We start from the raw sequence: 22,744 nt of genomic DNA, 5'->3' as shown, positions 1-22,744 counted from the left end.
CTCGTCGTGACTGCGTCATCAAAATGGATGGCGAATTCAACATGCCGGTCGCCACTCACGTCGCGGTAGATGAGGGGGGCTGACCCCTGTTTTACATACCACGCTCGCCGCCCTTGCCCGTGAAAGTAGCGGCGCCCATGTGGCCACCGCCCTTCCGGCGTTTGGCGCCCTCGTTCGCATACCGCCATACCTCTTGCGGCCGTGATCTTTCAGCCGAAAGCCTGGGCCTCTACCGCTTGTATCATTCTGCCTACCGCAACCAAGAAATGGTAAAAAAGGGCTTGTCGGTTCAGTGCCAGAGGGCGCGGCTGGCGTCTAGCGCCCAATCCCATGCCCCACGGATTGCAGGTTGCTGGAAACACTAACTTGTACCATCGCATGGGGAGTCAAAATGCTTTTTTATTCGACGTAGCGCGAGCACGCCCAGGAACTCGGACATCGCCGAGATCAAACACTATCAATAACTTAGCTTATTTTTCTGCTGAACGCAGCGCACTTTATCGTGCGCGGCGAGCAAGGGATTTTGACGATGAGGACGCTCGACCCGGCCACATTTTGCAGACAGTCGGATACCACCTGCCACTCCGTCGACGACGACATGATGACCTGCGAGCGGCACGATGGCCGCAACTGGTCTTTGCTGTTGATCTTCGGATCGATGACACTTGCCGTCCTGGCGGTTCTTTTCTGGCTGGCGTCTGCTGTCTTCTCGTTGGTAAGCGCAGCCGAACCGATCGCATTCAGCATCTATTGCATGGATCACATCGATGAGTGCCCGACGAAGGGGCCCCGATTCGTCCGCTATTCGGCCCCGCTGATGCAACTCGTGAGCAAGGTTCAAACCCAGGTCAACGACGCAATAATCCCGACGCGGGAAACCGCCGATGTGTGGTCGGCCGATGTCTCCCGCGGGGACTGCGACGACTACGTCATGACAAAGCGCCGCAGGCTTATTCGAGCCGGTGTTCCTGCGACAGCGATGCGAGTCGTCGTCAGCCGCCGCTCCGGCGAAGGCCACGTCGTGTTGGTCCTCAAAACGGACAGAGGCGAAATCGTCCTCGATAACCTGCGCCGCACCGCATATCTTCGTTGATCGTCGCCGGATGTAACACTCGCCGTGTGACCGAGCCCGGGAATGCGGGCCGGCAGGTCAGATCCGTGCCGGCCACACGACGGCTTAGTTTGCAGTATCGACTTCAATCGTCGTTGTTGTTGTCGTCGTCGTCGTGGTTGTCTCAGACGTCGTTTCCGGAAGCGTGTCACGAATTTGGTCGATTTTGCCGACTGCGGGTCCGACGCCAAGGATGTCCTTGGCCGTCTCCAATGTGTCATCGGTCACAACGCCGTCCTTGGTGAAGCTGGCGAGTGCGTCGCGCAGTGCCTCGTCACTCAGAGCCGGATCGGTCGGAACGATGTCTGGGCCGTTCTCAGCTTCGAACTCCGCATAGGCTATCGCATAGGCCGAAATCGCCGCCATGCGGGGATCATTCGAATTGAGGTATGCGTGATAGTTGCGATTCAGCGAGCTTATTCCAGCCGTATTGGCCTTATCTGCCGTCACCTTCACCTTGGCCGTTTTGTCCGCCTTCGGCGCCTTTTCCGCCTTGATTGCCTTATCGGATTTCTTCCCGAACGTAAAAAACGACTTTAGCGTCGGAGTGTCGTCGACACCGCTACGCTTTTCGTTCTTGCCTGAGCGCGCGTTATCCGACTTTCCATGGTTCTCGCTGCCGCCGCGACCTCCACCATTGCCATTGCCGTTGCCATTGCCGCCTCCACCTCCGGAGTTGCCGTTCCCGTCTTTCGCATAAGCCGTGCCGGTGATACCAAACGTACCGCCTGCCACCGGGGCAGCCGCAATGGTCAAAGCGAGGATGCTTCGTCCGAGTAGTTTTGCAATAGTCATAATGACCTCCCGTTGAATATTCGCGGCCCTTGGTACAAATGACTGAGCCACTCTCGACGTGAAGCGACAATAGTTTGTGCAGGCGCATGGTTCCATTGCCTTCAGACCATTGCTACAACAGGTAAGACTTAGGTCTGACCATGATGGTGCCAAAAGTCCGAGAAGTATCAGCATGGACCGCGCGCCATTGACCGCTCACCGGGAGCCGGTAGTTTGCCGACTCGAACGTTACCAAATTGCCGCCTGCGAGCCAGGCGGCCGATCCCGAGATTTCTCGTGCGCGCCAACACCCTGATTATACGATGGAACACGCAGTCGCTGACGAAACAGTTCCTGCTGATCGGCGGCATTGTCGCGACGACGGCCATGGTACTGGTCGGCGGGTTTGTCTCCAGCCTCATCGAAGATGCGGTCACGCGAAATTCGGCTGCGACAACTGCGCTCTATGTCGACAGCGTCATCGCACCGCTCTTGCCTGACATGCAGACGACGCAGGTCCTGGACGACGCAGCAACCCGCGCCCTCGATGAAACGCTTGGACAGGGAGCGCTGGGGGATCGTCTTCGGTCGTTCCGCCTCTGGCGAGCCGATGGCACCGTGCTCTATTCGAACGAGGCGAACGCGGTTGGCAAGCGATTTGACCTCAATGACGAATTAAGGACGGCATTTGCCGGCCAGATGGTCGCTCGCTTCGAGCCGTTTGACGCCGCTGCGGACGAGACTGACCGTGCGGGCCGTGCGCCGCTTCTTAAAATCTACAATCCGGTTCTCCAACCATGGTCAGGACAGGTTGTCGCTGTTTCCGAATTTCACGAGATTGCCAATGACTTCCAGCGGAGCCTGCGCCAGGCACGGTTCCATGCCTGGCTGGCGGTTGCGGCCTTCACGGTCTCCTTCTTCATTGTGCTTTCGGCAATCGTCCTGCGGGGCAGCAGAACCATCGAAAGCCAGCGCCGCGCCCTCAGGCAGCGCATAGACGAGCTTTCGGCGCTGCTTTCGCAAAACGAGACGCTGCGGGAACGTGTCCAGCGCGCGTCGCAACGGGCAACGGCGCTGAACGAGAGCCATCTGCGACGCATCGGTGCCGACCTGCATGACGGCCCTGCGCAGCTCGTTGCGTTCGCCTCGTTGCGGCTGGATAGCAACGCATTGGTCAGCCCGTCAACGTCATCGGCGGCGCGCGAACGCGAAATCATCGCCATCAAGGCAAGCCTCGACGAGGCCATGGATGAGATCAGAACGATATGCAGCGGGCTGGTCCTGCCGCAGATAGAGGCTGCGAGCTTATCAGAAATATTGGAGCGGAGCGTTCAGGCACACAAGCAGCGAACGGGATCGGCGGTGGATTTGTCGATATCCGCCGCGCCCGATCGCCTTTCTCCGTCCGCCAAGATATGCATATACCGCTTCGTGCAGGAGGCGCTTAACAACGCTTACCGCCACGGTGGAGGCGTCGGCCAGCGTGTTGTGCAGACAATGGAAGGCGACCGGGTGAGGATTGAAGTTGCAGACAGCGGGCCTGGCTTCGATCCCGGCGACATACAGCCTACAAGCCTTGGACTTGCCGGTCTGAGGGAACGGATCGAAAGCCTGGGCGGCGCATTTGAAGTCAGCTCTTCTAACCCGGGTACGGTCGTTAGGATGTCACTCAGCAGTGAGGAGATTGGACAAGCATGACGGCAGGAATACGCGTGGCGGTGATCGACGATCATCCATTGTTCAGAGAGGGAGTGACGCGAAGCCTGTCGGAGATCGACGGGTTTGAAATCGTCGCGGAAGGAAGCTCGAAGGACGATGCACTCCGAATTGCCGAGAACCTCAACCCCGACGTCATGCTAATGGATATCTCCATGCCGGGTGGCGGGCTGAATGCGATCCCGCTGATCCTTGAAATCGCGCCGTCGCAGAAGATCGTCATGCTCACCGTTTCAGAGGCGAGCGACGATGTAACCGCCGCTTTGAACAGCGGTGCAAAGGGCTATGTCCTTAAAGGAATTGGATCCCGCGCACTGGCAGATGTCATTCGCGCCGTGGCCTCGGGGGAGAGCTATGTCGCGCCGACACTCTCAGCCAAACTCCTGTCCAGCCGATCGCAGGCCGCTGCAAACCAGTCTGAACTGGTTGCAAGCCTGACCACGAGAGAGCAGGAGGTTCTGCGTCTCGTGGCGTCTGGCATGAGCAACAAACTTGTCGCGAGGAAGCTTGATCTGCAGGAGAAGACGGTCAAGCACCATATGACGCAGATCATGACAAAACTGAGCGTCACGAACCGGACCGAAGCTGCCATGGTGCTGCGTGACGCGATCGACCAGCGCGGTCAGTGAATAAGGGATTGAAGTCGCTTTTCGTCTGCTGACGTTGCTCGCCGGTTCACAATGGTGCGCCCACGCGCGTCCTTCATGATGTAGCGGCCGCCCTTGATCTGTTCGCTCATTCCGTCGTCATGGTGAACGCCCAAGGCCGAAGTGTCGCCCTCGACCGTCGCGCCCTTTGCACTCGTCCCACTTGATTTGTCGCTGGAGCTCTTGCTGTTTGAGCCGTCATTTCCCTTGCCGTTTCCATTTCCGTCGCCACCTCCCTTGCCGCTACCGCCGTTACCGTTACCGCCGTTTTTGGCCAAAGCGGACTGGAAAGCCAACTCAAGGGTCGAGCCGGACATGTTAATTTTGCAAGGGATCATGGAAATTGAAAGAGCGATCGAGACGGAACACAGCGCTGCAACAAATCTCCGACCCGACTTCATAATTATCCCCTTGAAAACTCCGATTGGTGTATTGCTCGCCTGATATCGGCTATCGAAATACGCGCCGGTGAGCAATGGCGGAGTTGAGGTCAAGATCATCGAAACCTTGCGAGAGCGGAGCGAAAGGTTCCTTTAGGCACGATGAACCAACGGGGAGTCCTCAACGGTCGTATCCATCAGGCCTTCAGGATTTTGCTCACGGCTCGATTGCGCCGTCAACTGGAGACTAGGCCAATCCAGGAATGTCAGACCTTTCCCTCGACAAGGTAGGACGTTCGTCCCATCCACTTAGGACCAAGGTCGGAGGGCAACACCGCAAGCGCCGACGATCGTTTCCTGACACCTTCGTCAAAACGGTCTCTTCCCGTGCTTCGTTTCCGGCGATGCCATTCCATCGGCGGGCGCGTCATCCACCGTCGTCCACGAGATCGACCACTCATCTTTGCCCCCCTCATCGTGGGTATAGTGACCGTGCCCTGCAACCTCATCGCTCCATGCGTCCCTGATAACCCAATCTGGCGGCGCTGTGCCGGGCAGCTCCAATATTTCGAGAATGTCACGCAGCTCAGCCAGCGTGGTGACCTTCTGAAGATCGTGCCAACCATGTACCCTGATCGTCCAGGCATAATGCGTCATGCCGCACCTGATCCCGTCGACCGCCGCGCGACCATGGCAGCAGGCCAGTCATTGGATGGAAGTAGATCGGGCTCGGGTGGCGCATTTGCGGGGCGCGGGTCGTCCGCGTGATTTATCGTGTTGATCTTGCCCCAACGGTCTTTGGCATTTGCGTCGGCAGGGATTTCCCGCAGGACACGCTCAAAGGCCTCGTGGAATGCGAAGTCACGATCCCGGTATGCCAAATTTGGCTTTGGCGCTTCGATTTTCACGGTGCCCCCTGTCACTGAAAACTTTAGGGAGGTCTGGTTTCTTTCGCGCTTCGACACACCGCCACGAGGCGAGGCACGTTGCAATAGGTCCGCCAGATCATTGCCGACAATCAAGGCTATTGGCGCGGCAAAGGTTACACCACTAGCTCCGTTGACGGTAAGTTTTGCCGGGGCGGCAAACGACATCCGCACTCAGTTCTCATTCATCGGCTGCCCATTGTCGTGAAGATTGCGAAACCTTGCCGCCGCCTCTGTCCTGTTGTGTACACCCAACTTCCGAATGATGTGATGCAGGTGGATTTTCACGGTATGCTCGGACAACCCGCATTCGGCGGCAATCAGCTTATTCTGAAGGCCGTGTGAGACCATCCCGAGTATCTGCGACTCTCGCGCCGTGAGTTCGGCCATGTTGGTCATTCGACCTTGCAAAACCTGAGCTGCGCCGTTGTGCGCAGACAAAATCGCGTTTTGATCGCGCAACATCGTCCTGATCATCGACCCCGGTGGAAAATACTCTCCGCCGCAAAGCATCAGACGGATGATCGACAGCCAGACGTCGAGCCTGAGGTCCATTGGCAGAACGCTGCGAATGAGCGGAGACGCGGCAACTTCGCTCAGGGGCGTGACCTGAACCTTGTCGTAAGGCTCGATGACGGCGGTAAGGGCATGCGGGTGTATTCGCAGAAGCTCGGCCGATGCGGCTTCTGCTTTCTTCATCAATGCCATGTCGATGAGAATGAGTGCCACCGGATGAGAAAAAGTCGCGCAGGCAGCACTAACATGCTCGACCTGCTCGATCCGGATCCAGGGGAATTCCCTTTCAATGGCGTCGATCAATCGTTCCGATACGCTGCCGCTGTTCGTCAGAATCAAAATGACGCGTCGCGGCTCCAGCCGCCTTCTGGCGCCTGTAGCGTCATACGCATTTCCGTCCAACAGCATATCCATTGCCTATCACCACTTTGCACAGATCCCTAAACCGGCCGATTTCAGGATTTTACAAAAATTCAAAGTGCTGGAGCGATTTTAGCGCGTCCGGAAGGCAAGCCAGTCTCTGCTTGCCACGGCGGCGGCGCAAATTGCATCCACACGTCAGTAGCGGACTTTAGCCTAGCTCGCCGACAACCGCGACGACGCAAAAGGGTTGAGACGGGGGGCGAAGCTCAATAGACGAGGAGATACAGCTAGGCCCCCACTCATCCAAACGGTCTAGTACCTGAACTCCGACGGTAGTACGCCTGCGCCTGTTCTCCTACCCTTTCTTTGCCAGCATCCGTCGTTAGATCAGTCGGGATAAGCCGGTGTCCACCTGAGCGTATTCCAGGTATGCGCGGCATCCGATTTTCAGCAATATTGATGAAGCTGAAGCGCCGCTCTTCCCCTTCTCAATCCGTGTTCAATTGGCACACTGAGCATTGCTCGTTGCCTTCGGGCCACGGGGCGCTTTGGTTTTTGCAGCGTGGAGAAAGACCTTGATCGCATCTTTCCGGCCTTACCCTCGAACCCTTCAGGCGGCGTTCATAGCGGCAGCGATGAGTATCGTCGGCGGCATCTCTACACCCGTTCTGGCCGATAGCGCTCAACTTGCGCCACAGACCAGAATTCGACTGACGATCGTCCAATGGATGCCCACCAAAGGCCTTTATGAAAAATGGGATTCGATCGGCGGCGAGTTCCTGATTTCAGAGGCGAAAACGATATCGCTGCCCGTTATCGGTACTCTACCCGTCAGCAATCTCGATAACGTGGGGCTCGCCGCAGAAATTGCCAGGGAACTGAAGGCCAAAATAGGATTAGTCGAAACACCTAACGTCACGGTCGAAATTCTCGATCAGCAACCGATCTACGTGGTGGGAGATGTAAGCAAGCCGGGGGAGTACAAGTTTCGCCCGGGCCTCACCGTCTTGCAGTCCTTAGCCATGAGTGGCGGCGAATTCAGACCATTGAACGGCGCCATCGGTTCCGTGGATAATACAGGATATGTCGGCCAACTTCGGGAAATCGAAAATACCATGTTGCGCAGCCGGATAAGAATTGCCCGGCTTCAAGCCGAGGCTTCGGGCGCAAATGAGATGCGGTTCGATCCAGTTTCGCAGGAAGACCGAAAGCTCGCCGCGGCAATTCTCCAACAGGAAAAGGGCATTTTTGCCGCCCGTCTCAAAGTCGTGAACCGGCAATCGAAGTCTCTTGTGGAACTGCGCGATCTCCTGAGCGCCGAAATAGGAACCATCGAAAAGAAGATCGGCGGCACCGACGAGGACATCGAATCGATCAAAAAAGAGCTCGCGAACGCCAAAAGCATGGTCGAGCGCGGTATCGCACTTCCATCACGCCAAGCGGATCTTGAACGGACCCTGCGTGCTTATCACGCCAATCGGCTCGATCTGGTGACGGCGATCATGCGGGCGCGCCAGAACATCGCCGAAACAACACGCAATCTCGAGGGTCTCTATGACAAGCAGCAGTCAGAGGTTGCCACTGACCTCCAGTCGGAACAGGCGGCTCTGGATCAGTTGGTATCGAAGCGCGACACCACGCAGAAGCTTCTGTTGAACGCCCTTTCCGAGGACATGGGGTCCGGCACGCTTGGCGGCAGCGTTACGCTCGCCTTTACAATAACGCGACGGACCGGTGAAACAGTCAGCGAGATCCCGGCATCGGATACAACCTTTCTCCAACCGGGAGATGTCGTGCGGGTCCTTCACAAAGCGACGTCCGAGATCTCCCAGGCATCCCCACAAGCGACGGACCTTCCGGTGACGAAGAACACACGGGCTGAACAGGCTAGCCAATGAGTGTGCCCAACGCATCTGAGCTGCATTCTGACGAGGCGAATGAAAAGATGAGATCCATTTCGAGGCAGAAGCAAGGGCTCTTGTAATGAAAGGGATCATACTGGCCAAGCGGAAGCACACGTCTTTGTCTTCTTACGATTGCAGTTTCGGAACAGATGCTGCCAATCTACGACAAGCCGATGATGTATTGCCCCTTACGAGTACTGATGCTCGCGTTGATCGGCGAGTACACTGCATGAGCCTCCAAGTCAGATCGCCTGGGCTGGATGGTGTGTTGGAGATCGTGCCGCCGAAATTCGACGATGTTCCGGCTTTCTTCTTCGAGACATGGAGTACCCAAGACGTTGGGCTAGCGCAAACCAACGCACGGTATTTCGAAAATGTATGGTGGTGGAAGCCGACCCACGGGGGCGTTTACGGCGGCAGCCGCCATGGCAGACGGGCGGCGGGGCAATGAAAATCGTGGTGACCGGCACGAGCGGCCAGGTGGTAACCAGCCTTGTCGAAGTGGCGGCCAGCATGCCTGACATCGATTTGGTAACCGTCGGACGACCGGAGTTCGACCTCGCCGATCCCTCTTCCATCAGACAGGCAATTCTTGGTGCGAAGCCCGAAATCGTCGTGTCGGCAGCCGCCTATACAGCGGTCGATCGCGCCGAGGACGAACAGAACCTCGCCTATGCAATCAATGTGGACGGTGCCGCTACCGTCGCCGAGACGGCGGCAACGCTCCACGTGCCGATTATACATCTGTCCACCAACTACGTCTTTTCCGGAGACGCCCCCTATCCTTACCAAGAAGAGGACGAGGCCGAACCGAAAACCGTCTATGGCTACACCAAGCTGCGAAGTGAACGCGCCGTTGCCAGCATCAACCCTCGCCACATAATCCTGCGGACGAGCTGGCTCTATAGTCCATTCGGCCACAATTTTGTCAGGACGATGCTGCGCCTCGCAGCCGAGCGGCAGGCGATTGCGGTCGTTTCCGATCAATGGGGCAATCCAACATCCGCTTTAGACCTGGCAGTCGCCATCCTGCTCGTCGCAACGCACCCCGCAAGACATTATACCGGCATCTTTCATGTCGCCGGCACCGGCGAGGCCAATTGGTCCGGATTCGCCAGATATATCTTCGAGGTGAGCCGGACTCATGGCGGCCCATTCTCCGAGGTGAAGGAGATCGTTTCCGCCGACTACCGCACGCAGGCCAAGCGTCCGTCCAATTCGTGCCTCTCCACCGACAAATTCGAAAGGGCCTTCGGCTGGCGGGCGCCAACCTGGCAGGCGAGCGTAAACACCGTCGTCCGGCGCATCATCGCCGCGGACTACCCTGGCTTTCCACCGAAAGCGCGTGGGAAACGAAAGGCTTGAACGATCCATGAACGTGAACGGAACCCCCGTGGCAGGGCACACCTACATCCAAATCCTCAAGTCGACCGTCCTGATCGGAAGTTCATCCGTGGTCACGTTGGGTTTCGCCATCATCCGCAACAAGGCAATGGCAATGCTGCTTGGACCGGAAGGTGTGGGTCTGATGGGCATCTACAGCTCGATTGCCGATATCGCCCAGACGGTCGCCGGTCTCGGCATTCAGTCCAGCGGCGTTCGCCAAATCGCCGAGGCGACCGGAACCGGAGATGCCGGCAAGATTGCGCGAACCGCGTCCGTCCTTCAGCGCGTGTCCATCGCGCTCGGCATCGCCGGCGCGATCCTGCTTGCGGCACTAGCCTTTCCCGTCGCCTGGTTCACTTTCGGCGACCATCAGCACGTCATCGGCGTCGCGTTGCTCTCGCTTGCAATCTTCTTTCGTTTGGCTTCTGCGGGCCAGACCGCATTGATTCAGGGACTACGTGAAATTTCAACTCTTGCCCGCATCAACGTGCTTGCCGCATTCTTCACAACGGTGACGACCATACCGCTGGTGTACCTCTTCGGGTCTGAGGGGATCGTGCCGTCCCTCGTCGCCGCCGCCGCCGCGACGCTTTTGACGTCGTGGTGGTACAGCCGACAGATGCTCCAAAATGCGCCGGATCTGTCCGCTCCCCAGTTCAGGCAAGAATTGGCTGGCCTCGTGAAACTGGGCTTCGTCTTCATGATCAGCGGCTTGCTCACCCTGGGCAGTGCCTATGTCGTTCGCATTATCGTCCTGCAGCAAGGTGGCGTTGCGGCTGCGGGCTTGTACCAGGCCGCCTGGGCACTCGGCAGTCTCTACGCCGGCTTCATCCTGCAGGCCATGGGGACCGACTTCTACCCCCGTCTCACGGCGATATCGAGCGATCATGCGGCATGTAACCGTCTGGTCAATGAGCAGGCGCAAGTCAGCCTTTTGCTTGCCGGTCCGGGGGTATTGGCGACGTTGACATTTGCCCCCTTCGTGATGTGGCTGTTCTATTCCCCCGAATTCTATGCTGCCGCCGATCTTCTACGCTGGATTTGCCTTGGCATGTTGCTTCGCATCATAGCCTGGCCCATGGGTTACATCGTGCTGGCGAAGGGTGAGGAGGCAATCTTCTTCTGGACTGAGATCGCCGCGACTGTCGTGCATATAGGCTTGGCCTGGTTGTTGGTATCAAAAATCGGCCTGGTCGGCTCCGCTGCGGCTTTTTTTGGGCTTTATGTCTGGCACAGTATTCTCATCTACATGTTCGCACGCAAGCTTACCGGATTTCGATGGTCCCTCGCCAATTGGAGGATTGGACTCATTTTCCTCGCATTGTCAGGACTGATATTTTGCGCGACCCTGTTCCTGCCGCTGTGGCAAGCCACAGCGCTCGGATTCTTGGCGGTTCTTTTGAGCGGACTTTACTCACTGAAAAAGCTAATCGACCTTCTTCCAGTGGAATTGCTTCCGCGACCGATCAGAAAATGGGTCTTGAGGTCAGCTTGAAGTGCTGGTGCCGCGAAGGGCCCAATCGCCACGCTTTGAATTATCCTGTGGTTTGATTTTCAGGAAACCTAAAACGTACAGCGCCGCGCGTCTTTTCAGACTTGCAAAGGGCGCTGTAACACTTTGAAATGCTGCATAATTTTATCCAAAAATCGGTTCCGATTTAAGGAATTACGCAGTAGGAGATCATGCAGTCGCCGCTCGGCGGTCGCCGCACATGCCGCGAAGCGCCTCCGCGACAAACGAGATTTCATCGTCCGTCATCTGCGCAAACAGTGGCAGAATGATAGCACCTTCCTGTGCGGCAACGCTGTGCGCAAGATTTGCAGCTACCCGATGCGACGCTTTGTCCGCGTAAGCGGTTTCACGATGGATATTCATGACGCCGCGCCGGGTTGAAATTCCCTTGTCGAGCAGCATCTGCATCGTGTTCCGCTGGTCGAGCCATGGCGGAATCTTGACACAATAGCTCTGCCAGTTGCTGCGCGCCCATGCTGGTTCTACGGGCGTCTCCAACCAGGGGATGTCGCGCAGGCTCTGCCGATACTGCTCGGCAAGATGACGCCGCCTTGAGATGAAAGCGGGAAGACGTGTCAATTGCACTCGGCCAACTGCAGCTTGAAGATCGGTCATGCGATAATTGTAACCAAGCTCGGGATAGCCCTCGTAGATGACCTGGCGCGAGCCGTGGCGGACCGCATCGGTGACACTCATGCCGTGCTGTCTCCACAGTCGAAATTTGCGATCGTAGTCGGCGTTGGCAGTGGTCAGCATTCCGCCGTCACCCGTCGTGATGACCTTGCGCGGATGGAACGAAAAACAGGCGATATCGCCGTGTGGCCTGCCAATTTTCTGCCATTGGCCTTCCCATAGAATTTCGCTTCCGGATGCGCAGGCGGCGTCTTCAATGACCGGAATGGAAAGCCGACGACCCATCTCCACTATACGGCCGAGGTCGCAGGGCATGCCAAGTTGGTGCACGCACAAGATCGCCTTCGTGCGTGGCGTGACCGCTGCCTCGATCAGGCTCGGATCGATGTTGAAGCCATCAACCTCAACATCTACAAACACCGGCACGGCGCCGCAATAGCGAATGGCGTTTGCTGTTGCAATGAAAGAATGGCTGACGGTAATGACTTCGTCCGCCGCGCCGATGCCGACAGCCCTTAGCGCAAGATGAAGAGCGGTCGTGCAATTGGATACGGCACATGCATGAGGCGCGCCGACGAACTCGGCAAACTCGCCCTCGAACGCTGCGACCTCCGGTCCCTGCGTCACCCAGCCGGACAGGATGACACGACGGGCGGCTTCGGCCTCCTCTTCATCCATCTGGGGTTTGCTGATCGGGATCATGGCCGGCCGACCCCGACATAGATGATGCCGGCGGCACGCGCCTCATCGGGCTGCCAGACGGCGCGGCCGTCGACAATGGCCTCGACGCCACGGCGTGCGAGGTGCCTCATGTCGAGCCGACGGTAAACATCGTGTGCGGTGCTGAGAACAAGCGCCGGCGGCAGGCGGCGATCATGGACATCAACAGGATCAAACCCATGCAGGCGGATCTCGTCGTGCGAATACAACATGTCGTTTAGGAAGACGCGGGCGCCGCGCTCACGTAAGGTCGAACCGATGAGGAAGGAACTCGAGCAGATATGCTCTTTTACCTGCGGGCGGAAGCCGAGGCCGAGGACCAGCACATCCTCGTTGCGCACCGGTCGCCAAGCCTGTTCCAGTCGGTCGATGGCCCAGGCCGCCTGGCCGTCGTTCACTCTGCGTGCGAGCTGGGTCATTGCCATGTTGACATCCCGCCGCTTACCGTCTCCGATGACGAAATGAGGATAGACTGGAGTGCAATGGCCGCCCACCCCGATGCCGGGAGAGAGCAGCGCCGCCTCCCCGTCGGCGTTGATGGCCGGCAGGATGGCGTGAATGTCAACCCCGACTGCCTCAGCATAACGGGCTATCTCGTTGCTGATGGCAATGGCAACATCGCGATAGACCATGCCGGCTAACTTGACGAGTTCAGCCGCTTCGGGCGAACCGACATCAGCGGTCGGGGCACCTAGATAGGTAGCGTAGAACGCCGCGGCGCGAGCACCCGCGGCCGGCGTCAACCCGCCAACCACCTTGGTGTTGCACTCAAGGTGTTCAAGCACGAACTGGCTCTTGACTCGTTCGGGCGAGAAGACAACGTCGAAATCGCGCCCCGCAACATAGCCGCTCTCCTCGAGGATTGTTGCCAAGCGCCGGGTTGTTCCGACGGGAAGAGTTGTCTCGTAGCAAACCATAGTGCCCGGCCGTAGATTGGTTCCGACCTGGCGGGTAACGCTTTCCATAATGGAGAGATCAGCATCACACTCGGCCGTCAAGAGTACCGGGACGATGACTACCACCACTTCGGCCTCAGCGACCGCGGCCGCAATGCTCGTTGTCGCCCGCAGTTGACCTGCCTGGACGGCAGCCTTGAGCAACTCGAGTACGCCTGGCTCGTCAATGGGGCACTCGCCACGATTGATGGTATCGACGACGACCTGCCGAACGTCGCAGGCCACGACGGTGCCACCCCTAGCCGCGAACTGGCAGGCGAGCGGCAACCCCATCTTGCCCGCTCCGATGACCGCAATTTTCATCCGAAGTCCTCCGACTAAACCATTCAAGGGTCCGACGGAGACCCTCGTCGAGATCAATTTTGGGCTCGAAGCCGAGCATCCGCTGCGCCTTTTCGATGGAGGGCACGCGTGCCCTGACCTCGGCGCGCTCCATGCGCACATGGCAGATTTCCGTTCCCGGCACGAGGCGAGCAATCCGCCGTGCTAAGCCCAACGTCGTCTCGATCTCACGCGGATTGCCGATGTTGAAGCTCTGGCCGACCGCGGCCTCGGGTCGGGCGATGATGGCAGCGATGGCCTCGACTATATCGGTGACGTAGCACCAGGCCCGGATCGGTGAACCGTCGTTATACACGTTGAGCGGTTCACCCACGAGCGCTGCACGCAAGAAGTTTCCGATGGCGCCCTCGCCCGTTTGACGAGGGCCATAGATGTTGAAGGGCCGTACGCAGGTGCAGGAAAAGCCGTATTGCTCACCGTAGCGCAAGGTGAAGTGCTCGGAGGCAAGTTTGCTGGCGGCATAGACCCAACGCCTGTCCGATACCGGTCCGATACCGTGCGGCGATTCCTCGGTGACCCACATGGCATCTGGGCCGAAGACCTCGCTTGTGGAGAAGTCGATGAACTGGCTCACTCCGCGGCGAGCCGAAGCCTCGAGCAAGTTGACCGTGCCGAGGATATTGACCTGAAGCGTGCGAAGCGACTCCTCATAGTAGCTGTTGACGCCGGCTATCGCAGCCAGGTGCACCACTACGTCAACATGCTCGGTGACATCGAACATTGCGCTCTGATCGAGCACATCGGCCTCGACAATGCTGATGCCCTCGTGCTCCAGGAGGTTGGTGGACTGAAGCGAGTTGCGCCGGAAATTATCGAGCAGGATCAGTTCATACTTGCCTGCCAGGTGCTCGGCAAGATGTGTGCCGATGAAGCCTGCGCCACCAGTGATCAGGATTCGCCTATTCCGCATGGTTGGCCCCCTCCTGTGGATTCGCCGGTGTCTGATCAGTTCGCCAACGCAGGAACCTAGCCGGGACGCCGGCAACAACCGCGAATGGTTCGACATCCGAAACGACGACGGCGCCCGCGCCGACGATCGCGCCTTTCCCGATTGTCACACCAGGAAGGATCGTTGCGTTCGTCCCGATATCCGCCCAGGCACCCACGCGCACGGGCTTGATTTCGAGATCCGTTCGGATGATGGGCACGTCAACCGGAAAGGCCGTATGATTGGAACCAAGCAACTTGGCGCCCGGCCCCCAGCCGACGCATTCCTCGATCACCAGGTCGCGCGCATCCATGTAGGCTTGCGGGCCAATCCAAACGTTGTCGCCAATCACGCAGGTTCCATCGTACCTACCCTGGATATAGGCCTGTGCGCCGATGAAGACGCCATTGCCGATCTCAAATGTTTCGGGATGTTTGAAGCCCGCGCCGCTACCGACCTGGAGACCGGTGCCGCATCGCCGTGCGATCGCCTGCCAGATCGTTCGGCGCATCAAGGCGTCGATGAAGCCGTCGCCGGATGAAAAGCGCCCGTAAAGCTCCAGAAGGCCGGCCGAGCCGTAAGATCTCTTCAGTTCAACGGCGAGTTCCTTTTGGAAGCCCGGGTCTTCCGGGACCTCGCGGCGGCCATGCACGGCCTGGACAATTCGTGTCATGGAGATTTTCTCAACCGACATAGGCGTCCTGCTCCATGGCTGCAACCACCTGTTCGACCTGTCTTGCCGTCATTTCAGGATAGATTGGCAGCGAAAGCACCGTGCACGCAGCAGTCTCGGATACCGGAAAATCACCTGGCCGATATCCCAGGTCTTCGTGAGCCCTTTGGAGGTGCACGGGGATCGGATAGTGAAGACCCGACTGGATGCCTTCGGCCGCCAAAGCCCGGTGAAGCCCGTCACGATCCCTGCATTGGACAGCATAGATATGGTAGACGTGCCGGCGATGGGCGACCTCGACCGGCGTCTTAACCGTGCCCAGCTCGGCAAGCAGGGACGAATAGCGTATCGCATGCGCGCGCCGCGCGGCGGTCCAGGCGTCCAGATGGCGGAGTTTTACGCGCAGGATTGCACCCTGAATGCCGTCCATGCGGTAGTTGAACCCCTTCAACACATGGTGATAGCGCCTCTCCTGCCCCCAATCCCTCAGCATCCGCATGGTTTTGGCATGCGCATCGTTATTGGTGACGGCGATGCCACCCTCGCCACAGGCGCCGAGGTTCTTGCCCGGGTAGAAGCTGAAGCAACCGGATACTCCCATGCTGCCCGCCCGGTGACCGTCATATTCCGCGCCGTGGGCCTGGCAGGCGTCTTCGATCACGGCGATGTCGTGACGCGCCGCGATTGACATGATCGCGTCCATGTCGGCCATCTGCCCGTACAGATGAACAGGGATAATTGCCTTTGTACGGGACGTGATCGCTGCTTCCAGCTTTCCCGGATCCATGGTCAAGGTGACCGGCTCGACATCGACAAACACAGGCAATGCGCCGGTATAGCAAACCGCCGATACCGTCGCGACGAAGGTGAACGGAACGGTGATGACTTCGTCGCCGGGGCCCACGCCCGCGGCAAGCAAGGCAAGATGCAGTGCGCTCGTGCCGGTATTGACGGCCACGGCATGCCTCACGTCGCAATAAGCAGCAAACTCTTCTTCAAGGTGCGCAACTTCTTCGCCCAGAACATATTGGGCCGAGGCAAGCACACCCAGAACCGCTGTATCGATCTCGCTCTTGATCGATGCATATTGCGCTTTCAGATCAAGGAAAGGGATCATGCGATCCGCCTCGTTTGTTCGAGTTCGACCACCCGCCCGCGCTGCGCAAGGGACTGGGTTGCAGCTTCGAGAATGCGGACAACGCGCAAGCCAGCCTGTCCATCGACAATGGGCTGCTGATTTCGTTCGACGCAATCGACGAATTGGCCCAGTTCGCGGCTCAGCGCCTCGGTCATGTCCAGATGCGGCGCATACATGTCACCGGTGCGGTAGCCCACCAGCATCTGATAGACCTTCTCGCCATTCCGTTGTGGATTGCCATTCAGCGTGATGCCCTTGTCGTAGATCTTGATCTTCTCGCTGGGCTCCAGATCGTCATACACGATCATCTTGCTGCTACCGCCGATCAGCGTCCGGCGCACTTTGACAGGCGCAAGCCAATTGACATGGACGTGAGCAATCAGCTTGCTTTCGAAAAAGAGATTGAGATAGGCGATGTTCTCAGGTTCGCCGACGACGTGACTCATACCCGTTGCTGACACGGCAACCGGCTTTTCCGGTAACACGTAGTCCATGATGGAGAGATCGTGGACGGCAAGGTCCCAGATCACGCTGACATCGTGTTGGAACAGTCCGAGATTGACCCGGACAGAGTCATAATAATACAGGTCCCCAAGCCCGTTCTCGACGATTTCGCGCATCTTGCGGACCGCACCCGTATGCACGAACGTATGATCGACGGCGAGTATCAAGCGCCTGCGGGCGGCTTCATCGACCATGCGGCGTGCCTCATCCACCGTCGAGGCCATCGGCTTTTCGACAAAGACATGCTTGCCCGCCATCATCGCTTTCATCGCGAGTTTGAAATGGGTCGACACCGGGGTGGCTATCGCGATCGCATCGACACTGGGATCGCGCAAGACCTGCTCGAAGTCGTCGGTTATCTCCACTGCCGGATAGCGTGCTTTAACGGCTGCCAATCGTTCCTTCATGAGATCACAAACATAGAGAAGGCGAGCGCCAGGGACTTCCGCGATATTTCTAACCAGGTTAGGTCCCCAATAGCCGTAGCCGATCACCGCGACGCCGATCATCATATTCTCCTGGAGAAAGGGATGCTTGCCGATGCATCCGGTACACGACCGATAATTTTGGCGGGCACGCCTGCCACGATGGCGTAGTCGGGAACGTCTTTCGTCACCACCGCTCCAGCCCCGATCTGCGCACCCTCGCCAATCGTCACACCCGGCAGGATCGTCGCATTGCTGCCGATTGCAGCATGGCGCTTGACCAAGGTGGGAACGACCTCCCAATCGTCGTCAGACAACAACTCTCCGCCGGAATTGACGGCACGTGGGTACGGATCGTTGGTGAACATGACGCCGTGGCCGATGAAGACGCCGTCCTCGATCGTTACGCCCTCGCAGATGAAGGAGTGGCTGGATATCTTGCAGTTTCGGCCAAGGACCGCGTTTTTCTGAACTTCGACGAAGGTGCCGATGCGCGTGCCCGCACCAATCCGGCAGCCGTAGAGATTGACCAGGGCAGGATGATGGATCACCACCCCTTCGTCTAAGGTAACACTTGATGCAATCATGTGCGGGTCTCACAGTTTTGCTGCAGCGACGCTCTCCTGGATCGAATTTCCGGTCGTCGAGCCTTATTTGTCCCGGGTTATTCCAGATTTCTGTCTGCTTAGAGGAGTTCTTTTCGGCCGACGAGTAAAGGGAACAAATTTCGGTACAAACATCTCCGAAAGGAGTACCGCAACCTCCAAGACATAAGACTAACTCCGCCCATTGAACGCGATCGATCTAGTGGACGAGATCGCAATTCTGGATCTATCTACCGTTAGCACTGGCCGAACATTTTCATGTCGACTGTGAACAGGCGCAGGGCCAGTATTTGGTCGCTTAGTGCCACCGGTTATTACAAGATGGAGCCGCTATGAGAGTATTAGTGTTTGGACACCGGCTGGAGGTGGGCGGCACACAGGTCAATGCGATCGAACTGAGCACGTATTTGCGGGATGTTTGCGGACATGAAATTACTTATTTTGCAACTCCCGGCCCCATGAATGTCTTGATCGACAAAGCCGACCTTCGCTTCCGGGCTGCGCCGGAGGCGAGTTCGCACCCGTCACCAGCGCGAATGCGTGTCATAGATCAGATCATCCGATCCGTGCGGCCGGACGTCGTTCACATCTGGGATTGGCCACAGTGGTTGGACGCTTTCCTAGGAGTCCAACTGCTCAGACGAATGCCCGTGGTAGTGACATGCATGTCTATGGTCGTGCCATCAGTTATGCCGAAAAGAGCTGCCCGAACAACGTTCGGGACGCCGGAACTTGTCGAGAGGGCACGCGTTGCAGGTTATCGGCATGCGCACTTGATCATGCCTCCTGTCGACATCAAGTTGAATTCGCCCGATCGTCAAAGCGCACTCGAATTCCGCAAGAGATTCGAGATCGACGAGGACGATGTCTTGTTCGTGACGGTGAGTCGGCTCGTCGACTGGATGAAGACAGAAAGCATTAGCAGAACTATGGGTGCGATACGACGCCTGGGATCCGACAAGAGGTTGCGTTTCGTCGTCGTTGGCGACGGCTCGGCTCGGGCGGATTTGGAGGCGCTTGCAGCGAAAATCAACGCAGAGCTTGGTCGTAACGCCATCCTGCTTACGGGCGCGCTGCTCGATCCGCGCCCTGCCTATGCCGCCGCGGACGCCGTCATCGGTATGGGAGGGTCGGCCTTGCGCGGCATGGCTTTCGAAAAACCGGTGATCGTCGTTGGAGAACGAAATTTCTCGGCCTTGTTTTCATCGCAAACGAGGGAATTCTTCTACACAAAAGGCATTTATGGCGAAGGTGATGGCAGACCCGGTAGTGATCTCCTCGTCGCGGATATGACCCGCCTTGTGAAGTCGCCGGAGGAGCGGCGCTCACTTGGTCAACTGGCCCGCAGTTTTGTGGAACAACACTATTCCATCGATGCAATTGGTCGCGACTTGAATGATATTCTCGTCTCAGCCAGCACTGACCCGTTCAGCTTCAAGGATGTGGTTTACGACACATGCCGAACGGCTTCGCTCGCCACCGCGAAGGGGCTTCGCTTGCAAAACCCGTGGCGGGCGTTTTAACAAACTGCGGCTGCCAGCTAAGGAAGCCGTTCGGGAAATGGAAAAGCAGGCGCATGACTGTGGAGCTTCCACCGGCTGCGCGGTCCGGTCGCTGGGCAACAGCGCGCCCTCCAGCACATCGCAAAATGCGACGCCCACAGGCTGAAAAACCTGTAGGTCCGGGCGTGATTGCCTGATGATGACGGCCGTCATGCGTCGATAGGAGTACAACGACGGTAACGGGCCTAACCTTACGGGCGAGATCAGCCGTCTGGTTTTTCCGCTCTGTACGACTCTCGGCAGTCTTTCAGGACGCTCCGTTTTTCGACAAGGTCTTGGAACCCTCTTCCCGCGCCGGGTCGCAATGAAAGCGAGAGCACGAAATGGACGCGTTACGAAGAAAAACCGCTTATCGAAACACCCGGGCAATGGCCGGTTCCGATGTCGCAGCAAAAATCGCGGTCGTCGTCGTCACCTACAATAGCGCCTCCGTTCTTGGCGGATTGTTGGATTCTCTGCCCTCGGGCCTGGCGGGGGTCGACAGCTACGAGGTGCTAGTCGTCGACAACAACTCCTGTGACAATTCCGTTGATTTGGCGCAGTGCCATCCGATCGGGGCAAAAGTCATTCAGATGGGACGAAACGCCGGTTACGCGGCAGGTATCAACGCCGCGATCAAGACCCTTTCGGCGGACACGGACGTCCTTGTTCTCAATCCGGATATTCGCCTCGAGCATGGATGCGTGCTTCGCCTGAGCGAGCGCCTGTCTGAAGGGACTGTTGGAATCGTGGTTCCGCAAATCTTGAACGAGGATCGGACCGTCGCGCTATCCTTGCGTCGGGAACCGACGATAGTCACGGCGTGGTCGGATGCTTTGCTCGGAACGAAACTCGCGGCCCTGATCGGCTTGGGCGAAATTGTTGCCGAGCCGGCACTCTATCGGCACGGCGGCATCGTAGAATGGGCGACCGGCGCGGCGCTCGCTATTTCGGCGCGGGCGCGGCGGGCCGCCGGAATCTGGGACGAGTCCTTCTTTCTCTACAGTGAGGAAGTCGACTATATGGCGAGGGTCCGCAGGTCAGACCTGAACGTTGTCTATGAGGTGAAGGCCCGTGCCGTGCATTTTGGCGGCGCGTATCATGAAAACACCTATTTGTCGGCACTGATGACCACCAATCGTATCCGCTACTTCAGACAACATCACGGACCAACGGCAACGGCGGTCTTTCGGCTTGCCATCATCATCGGGGAAACGATGCGCATCGCGCTGGGTCCCGGGCATCGCGCTGCCCTGCGCGCGGCCTTGTTCTTTTCGCCCGCACCTCAGCGGGCGCCGCCGGCCTGAGCCGCGCTGATGAGGTCGGCGTAGATCGAATCCATTCGATCAAGCTTGGCCGACCAAAGGGCGGTTTGTCCGACATGCGCGTAAGCCGCCGCTCCCATTGCCCTCCGCAGTCCCGGGTCCGCAACGAGCTTGCGAATAGCCTTGGCGACGTCTGCGGCAAGGATCTCGGGGTTCGTCACGGAAAGCTTTATCGCACATTGTTCAGACGTCGCGCTTCCGGGACCACCGCGATCGACGACGATGAGCGGCAATGAAAACGCCATCGCCTCAAGGGCAACGTTTCCGCCGGGTTCCCGGTAGCTCGGAAAGACGAAAACGTCGGCTTGCCGGTAGAATTCCGGCAGCTCGTCTTTTCGCCGCCATCCGTGCAGGCGCACCCTCTGGCCAAGATCAAGCGTCGAGACCAGTTTCTCGCATTCAGCCCTCTCCGGCCCCTCGCCAACGATGTCGAGTTCAACCGGCAGATCGCCGAGAAGCCCCAGGGCACGGATGACGTCACGCACGCCCTTGGTGCGGACGAGGCGCCCCACATAAAGTAATTTGACCGGCCCTATCCGCGCGGATCGGTCGACTGGCGCCGGAAGAACATCAAGGCCCGTCTCACTCATGATCTCAAATCGGCGCAATGGGATTTCCGCGAGTTGTTCGCGCACATAGGCTGCGATGCCGAGAACGCAGTCCGCGCTCAGGAATGTCGCACGAAGCAACGGGTCCCACCTCAGCCGGAGGTGGTCTAGTCCGCGCAACCTCATGAACCATGGGTTTGATGCTTCTTCGGCGGCAAAGCCTGGGGGTGTGGAAAGCCCGCCGCCCAGCGGTCCGACGACGAGTGGCAATCCTAACCTCGCCGCCGGTGACGGATATCGCATGGCGACCGGCACTGGTTGATGCACGAGGTCGAATCGGTCGCCTTTATCTAGCGCATTGGCAATCCAGCGGCGAGCGCGGAAATAGAATGGAATATAGCCCGGTTTCATAAGACTGTTCAGCCGCTCGGCGCGGCCGAGCAATGGCGGTTCCCGCCATTCGACAATCCTGATGCCGCTCAATTGCTCCGTGGCGGGCTTTGCACCGCGTTTGCAATAGGTGAGCAGAGTGACTTCGTGGCGCTCCGCGAGCCGGCGCGTCCACTGGCAGGCGACCCAGGCCTCTCCGACGTCCTCACCGTTGCAGGTCGGCGCGATAAGCAGGATTTTCGCCACGTCTTCTATCCTTTGTGATGACGACGAGAAATGCGGCATTCTGTGCTCTCGAAACTTGCAGGCACAAGCAAGAATGCACTTTACCGCAGCAGTATGATGGGTCAGCCCTGCGGAGCAACGTCACCGATGGTGCGCAACCGGTCTACCCCCTTCCCTCGCGCTTACCTCAAAGGTGTATGCTGACTCGACACGTGCACTCGGAAGGTCATGGGGTTCGTCATTTTTTTGCTGCCGAACGGCCCTCCGATGTGAAAGCTGCGTCGTCCGGCGAGTTGAAGTATAGGCCATCCATGTGGCCGGGTGCGGCGCTGCCTGTCTCGCGCAAGCGCCGAACCCAATATCGCCAGCGAACACTGCTTACCCGCGCTCGTGTCGAACGCGGACTCTCCTAAAGGATAGTGTCGGACCCGCTTTGACAGGCCTTTCCATGTCAAGCCTATTCTGCATAATTCGCGTGTAGCACCGTTCGCGCGAAGGCGCGACCGCAACCCAAAGCGACAACGCGAACTGCGAAGGGGCCATCGACGCCGCGCT

21 protein-coding genes and 1 pseudogene are annotated in these 22,744 nt (G+C 58.3%); 9 read left to right on the top strand and 13 right to left on the bottom strand.

Going from position 1 to position 22,744, the window contains the following annotated elements:
* The first annotated feature begins 529 nt into the window (after positions 1-529).
* On the top strand, positions 530-1,093 hold the full coding sequence (locus WI754_RS29180) for a transglutaminase-like cysteine peptidase (RefSeq protein WP_341486512.1): 564 nt from the start codon (positions 530-532) through the stop codon (positions 1,091-1,093).
* 84 nt (positions 1,094-1,177) lie between these two features.
* Here WI754_RS29180 and WI754_RS29175 read toward each other — a convergent pair whose 3' ends face one another.
* A complete protein-coding gene (locus WI754_RS29175) occupies positions 1,178-2,080 on the bottom strand; it encodes a hypothetical protein (RefSeq protein ID WP_349438081.1) in 903 nt (300 codons plus the stop codon).
* A gap of 102 nt (positions 2,081-2,182) precedes the next feature.
* On the opposite strand from WI754_RS29175, the gene WI754_RS29170 reads away from it, so the two are divergent.
* Entirely contained in the window at positions 2,183-3,583 is a 1,401-nt protein-coding gene (locus WI754_RS29170; protein ID WP_341486510.1) for a sensor histidine kinase, read from the top strand.
* Entirely contained in the window at positions 3,580-4,230 is a 651-nt protein-coding gene (locus WI754_RS29165; protein ID WP_341486509.1) for a response regulator transcription factor, read from the top strand. Before WI754_RS29170 ends, WI754_RS29165 begins: the two co-directional genes overlap by 4 nt.
* Here the strand turns inward: WI754_RS29165 and WI754_RS29160 are convergent.
* From WI754_RS29160 to WI754_RS29145, 4 genes are all read right to left on the bottom strand, one after another.
* Entirely contained in the window at positions 4,224-4,649 is a 426-nt protein-coding gene (locus tag WI754_RS29160) for a hypothetical protein (protein WP_341486508.1), read from the bottom strand. The genes WI754_RS29165 and WI754_RS29160 overlap by 7 nt on opposite strands.
* 348 nt (positions 4,650-4,997) lie before the next feature.
* Positions 4,998-5,285 carry a hypothetical protein gene (locus WI754_RS29155; RefSeq protein WP_341486507.1) on the bottom strand — a complete coding sequence of 96 codons (288 nt, stop codon included), beginning with the start codon at positions 5,283-5,285 and terminating at the stop codon, positions 4,998-5,000.
* Positions 5,282-5,722, bottom strand: a complete 441-nt coding sequence (locus WI754_RS29150) for a hypothetical protein (RefSeq protein WP_341486506.1) — start codon at positions 5,720-5,722, stop codon at positions 5,282-5,284. Before WI754_RS29150 ends, WI754_RS29155 begins: the two co-directional genes overlap by 4 nt.
* A 6-nt stretch (positions 5,723-5,728) precedes the next feature.
* Positions 5,729-6,484, bottom strand: a complete 756-nt coding sequence (locus WI754_RS29145) for a response regulator transcription factor (protein WP_341486505.1) — start codon at positions 6,482-6,484, stop codon at positions 5,729-5,731.
* A 524-nt stretch (positions 6,485-7,008) separates the two neighbouring features.
* On the opposite strand from WI754_RS29145, the gene WI754_RS29140 reads away from it, so the two are divergent.
* The 4 genes and pseudogenes from WI754_RS29140 to WI754_RS29125 all read left to right on the top strand — a co-directional run bounded on the left by WI754_RS29140 (position 7,009) and on the right by WI754_RS29125 (position 11,218).
* A complete protein-coding gene (locus tag WI754_RS29140) occupies positions 7,009-8,331 on the top strand; it encodes a polysaccharide biosynthesis/export family protein (protein ID WP_341486504.1) in 1,323 nt (440 codons plus the stop codon).
* A gap of 85 nt (positions 8,332-8,416) precedes the next feature.
* Positions 8,417-8,558 (top strand): annotated as a pseudogene (locus WI754_RS29135) (sugar phosphate nucleotidyltransferase); the annotation flags it as partial.
* A gap of 226 nt (positions 8,559-8,784) precedes the next feature.
* Positions 8,785-9,702, top strand: a complete 918-nt coding sequence (gene rfbD, locus WI754_RS29130; protein ID WP_341486503.1) for a dTDP-4-dehydrorhamnose reductase — start codon at positions 8,785-8,787, stop codon at positions 9,700-9,702.
* A 7-nt stretch (positions 9,703-9,709) separates the two neighbouring features.
* Positions 9,710-11,218 carry an O-antigen translocase gene (locus WI754_RS29125; protein WP_341486502.1) on the top strand — a complete coding sequence of 503 codons (1,509 nt, stop codon included), beginning with the start codon at positions 9,710-9,712 and terminating at the stop codon, positions 11,216-11,218.
* A 186-nt stretch (positions 11,219-11,404) separates the two neighbouring features.
* Here WI754_RS29125 and WI754_RS29120 read toward each other — a convergent pair whose 3' ends face one another.
* From WI754_RS29120 to WI754_RS29090, 7 genes are read right to left on the bottom strand one after another with little or no spacing between them, the layout of a single operon-like run.
* Positions 11,405-12,571 (bottom strand): DegT/DnrJ/EryC1/StrS family aminotransferase, encoded by a 1,167-nt coding sequence (locus WI754_RS29120; protein WP_341486501.1) that lies wholly within the window; start codon positions 12,569-12,571, stop codon positions 11,405-11,407.
* Positions 12,568-13,848: a nucleotide sugar dehydrogenase gene (locus WI754_RS29115; protein ID WP_341486500.1), complete on the bottom strand. Its 1,281-nt coding sequence runs from the start codon at positions 13,846-13,848 to the stop codon at positions 12,568-12,570. Before WI754_RS29115 ends, WI754_RS29120 begins: the two co-directional genes overlap by 4 nt.
* Entirely contained in the window at positions 13,784-14,797 is a 1,014-nt protein-coding gene (locus WI754_RS29110) for an NAD-dependent epimerase/dehydratase family protein (RefSeq protein WP_341486499.1), read from the bottom strand. The genes WI754_RS29115 and WI754_RS29110 overlap by 65 nt, the downstream gene beginning before the upstream one ends.
* Positions 14,787-15,509: a DapH/DapD/GlmU-related protein gene (locus WI754_RS29105; RefSeq protein ID WP_341486498.1), complete on the bottom strand. Its 723-nt coding sequence runs from the start codon at positions 15,507-15,509 to the stop codon at positions 14,787-14,789. The genes WI754_RS29110 and WI754_RS29105 overlap by 11 nt, the downstream gene beginning before the upstream one ends.
* Complete coding sequence (locus tag WI754_RS29100) at positions 15,499-16,605, bottom strand: DegT/DnrJ/EryC1/StrS family aminotransferase (RefSeq protein ID WP_341486497.1); 1,107 nt, start codon at positions 16,603-16,605, stop codon at positions 15,499-15,501. The genes WI754_RS29105 and WI754_RS29100 overlap by 11 nt, the downstream gene beginning before the upstream one ends.
* On the bottom strand, positions 16,602-17,639 hold the full coding sequence (locus WI754_RS29095) for a Gfo/Idh/MocA family oxidoreductase (RefSeq protein WP_341486625.1): 1,038 nt from the start codon (positions 17,637-17,639) through the stop codon (positions 16,602-16,604). The genes WI754_RS29100 and WI754_RS29095 overlap by 4 nt, the downstream gene beginning before the upstream one ends.
* Positions 17,639-18,142, bottom strand: coding sequence for an acyltransferase (locus WI754_RS29090; protein ID WP_341486496.1), 504 nt, complete (start codon positions 18,140-18,142; stop codon positions 17,639-17,641). Before WI754_RS29090 ends, WI754_RS29095 begins: the two co-directional genes overlap by 1 nt.
* 350 nt (positions 18,143-18,492) lie before the next feature.
* Here WI754_RS29090 and WI754_RS29085 point away from each other — a divergent pair, with 350 nt between their 5' ends.
* Both WI754_RS29085 and WI754_RS29080 read left to right on the top strand, forming a co-directional pair.
* Positions 18,493-19,683: a glycosyltransferase family 4 protein gene (locus WI754_RS29085; RefSeq protein ID WP_349438080.1), complete on the top strand. Its 1,191-nt coding sequence runs from the start codon at positions 18,493-18,495 to the stop codon at positions 19,681-19,683.
* Between the two features lie 407 nt (positions 19,684-20,090).
* Positions 20,091-21,008, top strand: a complete 918-nt coding sequence (locus WI754_RS29080; protein ID WP_341486494.1) for a glycosyltransferase family 2 protein — start codon at positions 20,091-20,093, stop codon at positions 21,006-21,008.
* Here WI754_RS29080 and WI754_RS29075 read toward each other — a convergent pair.
* Positions 20,987-22,210, bottom strand: a complete 1,224-nt coding sequence (locus WI754_RS29075; protein WP_341486493.1) for a glycosyltransferase family 4 protein — start codon at positions 22,208-22,210, stop codon at positions 20,987-20,989. The two genes, WI754_RS29080 and WI754_RS29075, sit on opposite strands and share 22 nt — an antisense overlap.
* Between the last annotated feature and the right edge of the window lie 534 nt (positions 22,211-22,744).

This window comes from Pararhizobium sp. A13, assembly GCF_040126305.1.
In the GTDB taxonomy this organism is placed as follows: domain Bacteria; phylum Pseudomonadota; class Alphaproteobacteria; order Rhizobiales; family Rhizobiaceae; genus Pararhizobium.
Note: the sequence above shows the minus strand (reverse complement) of the source record. Positions and strands in the feature narration are given on the sequence as shown.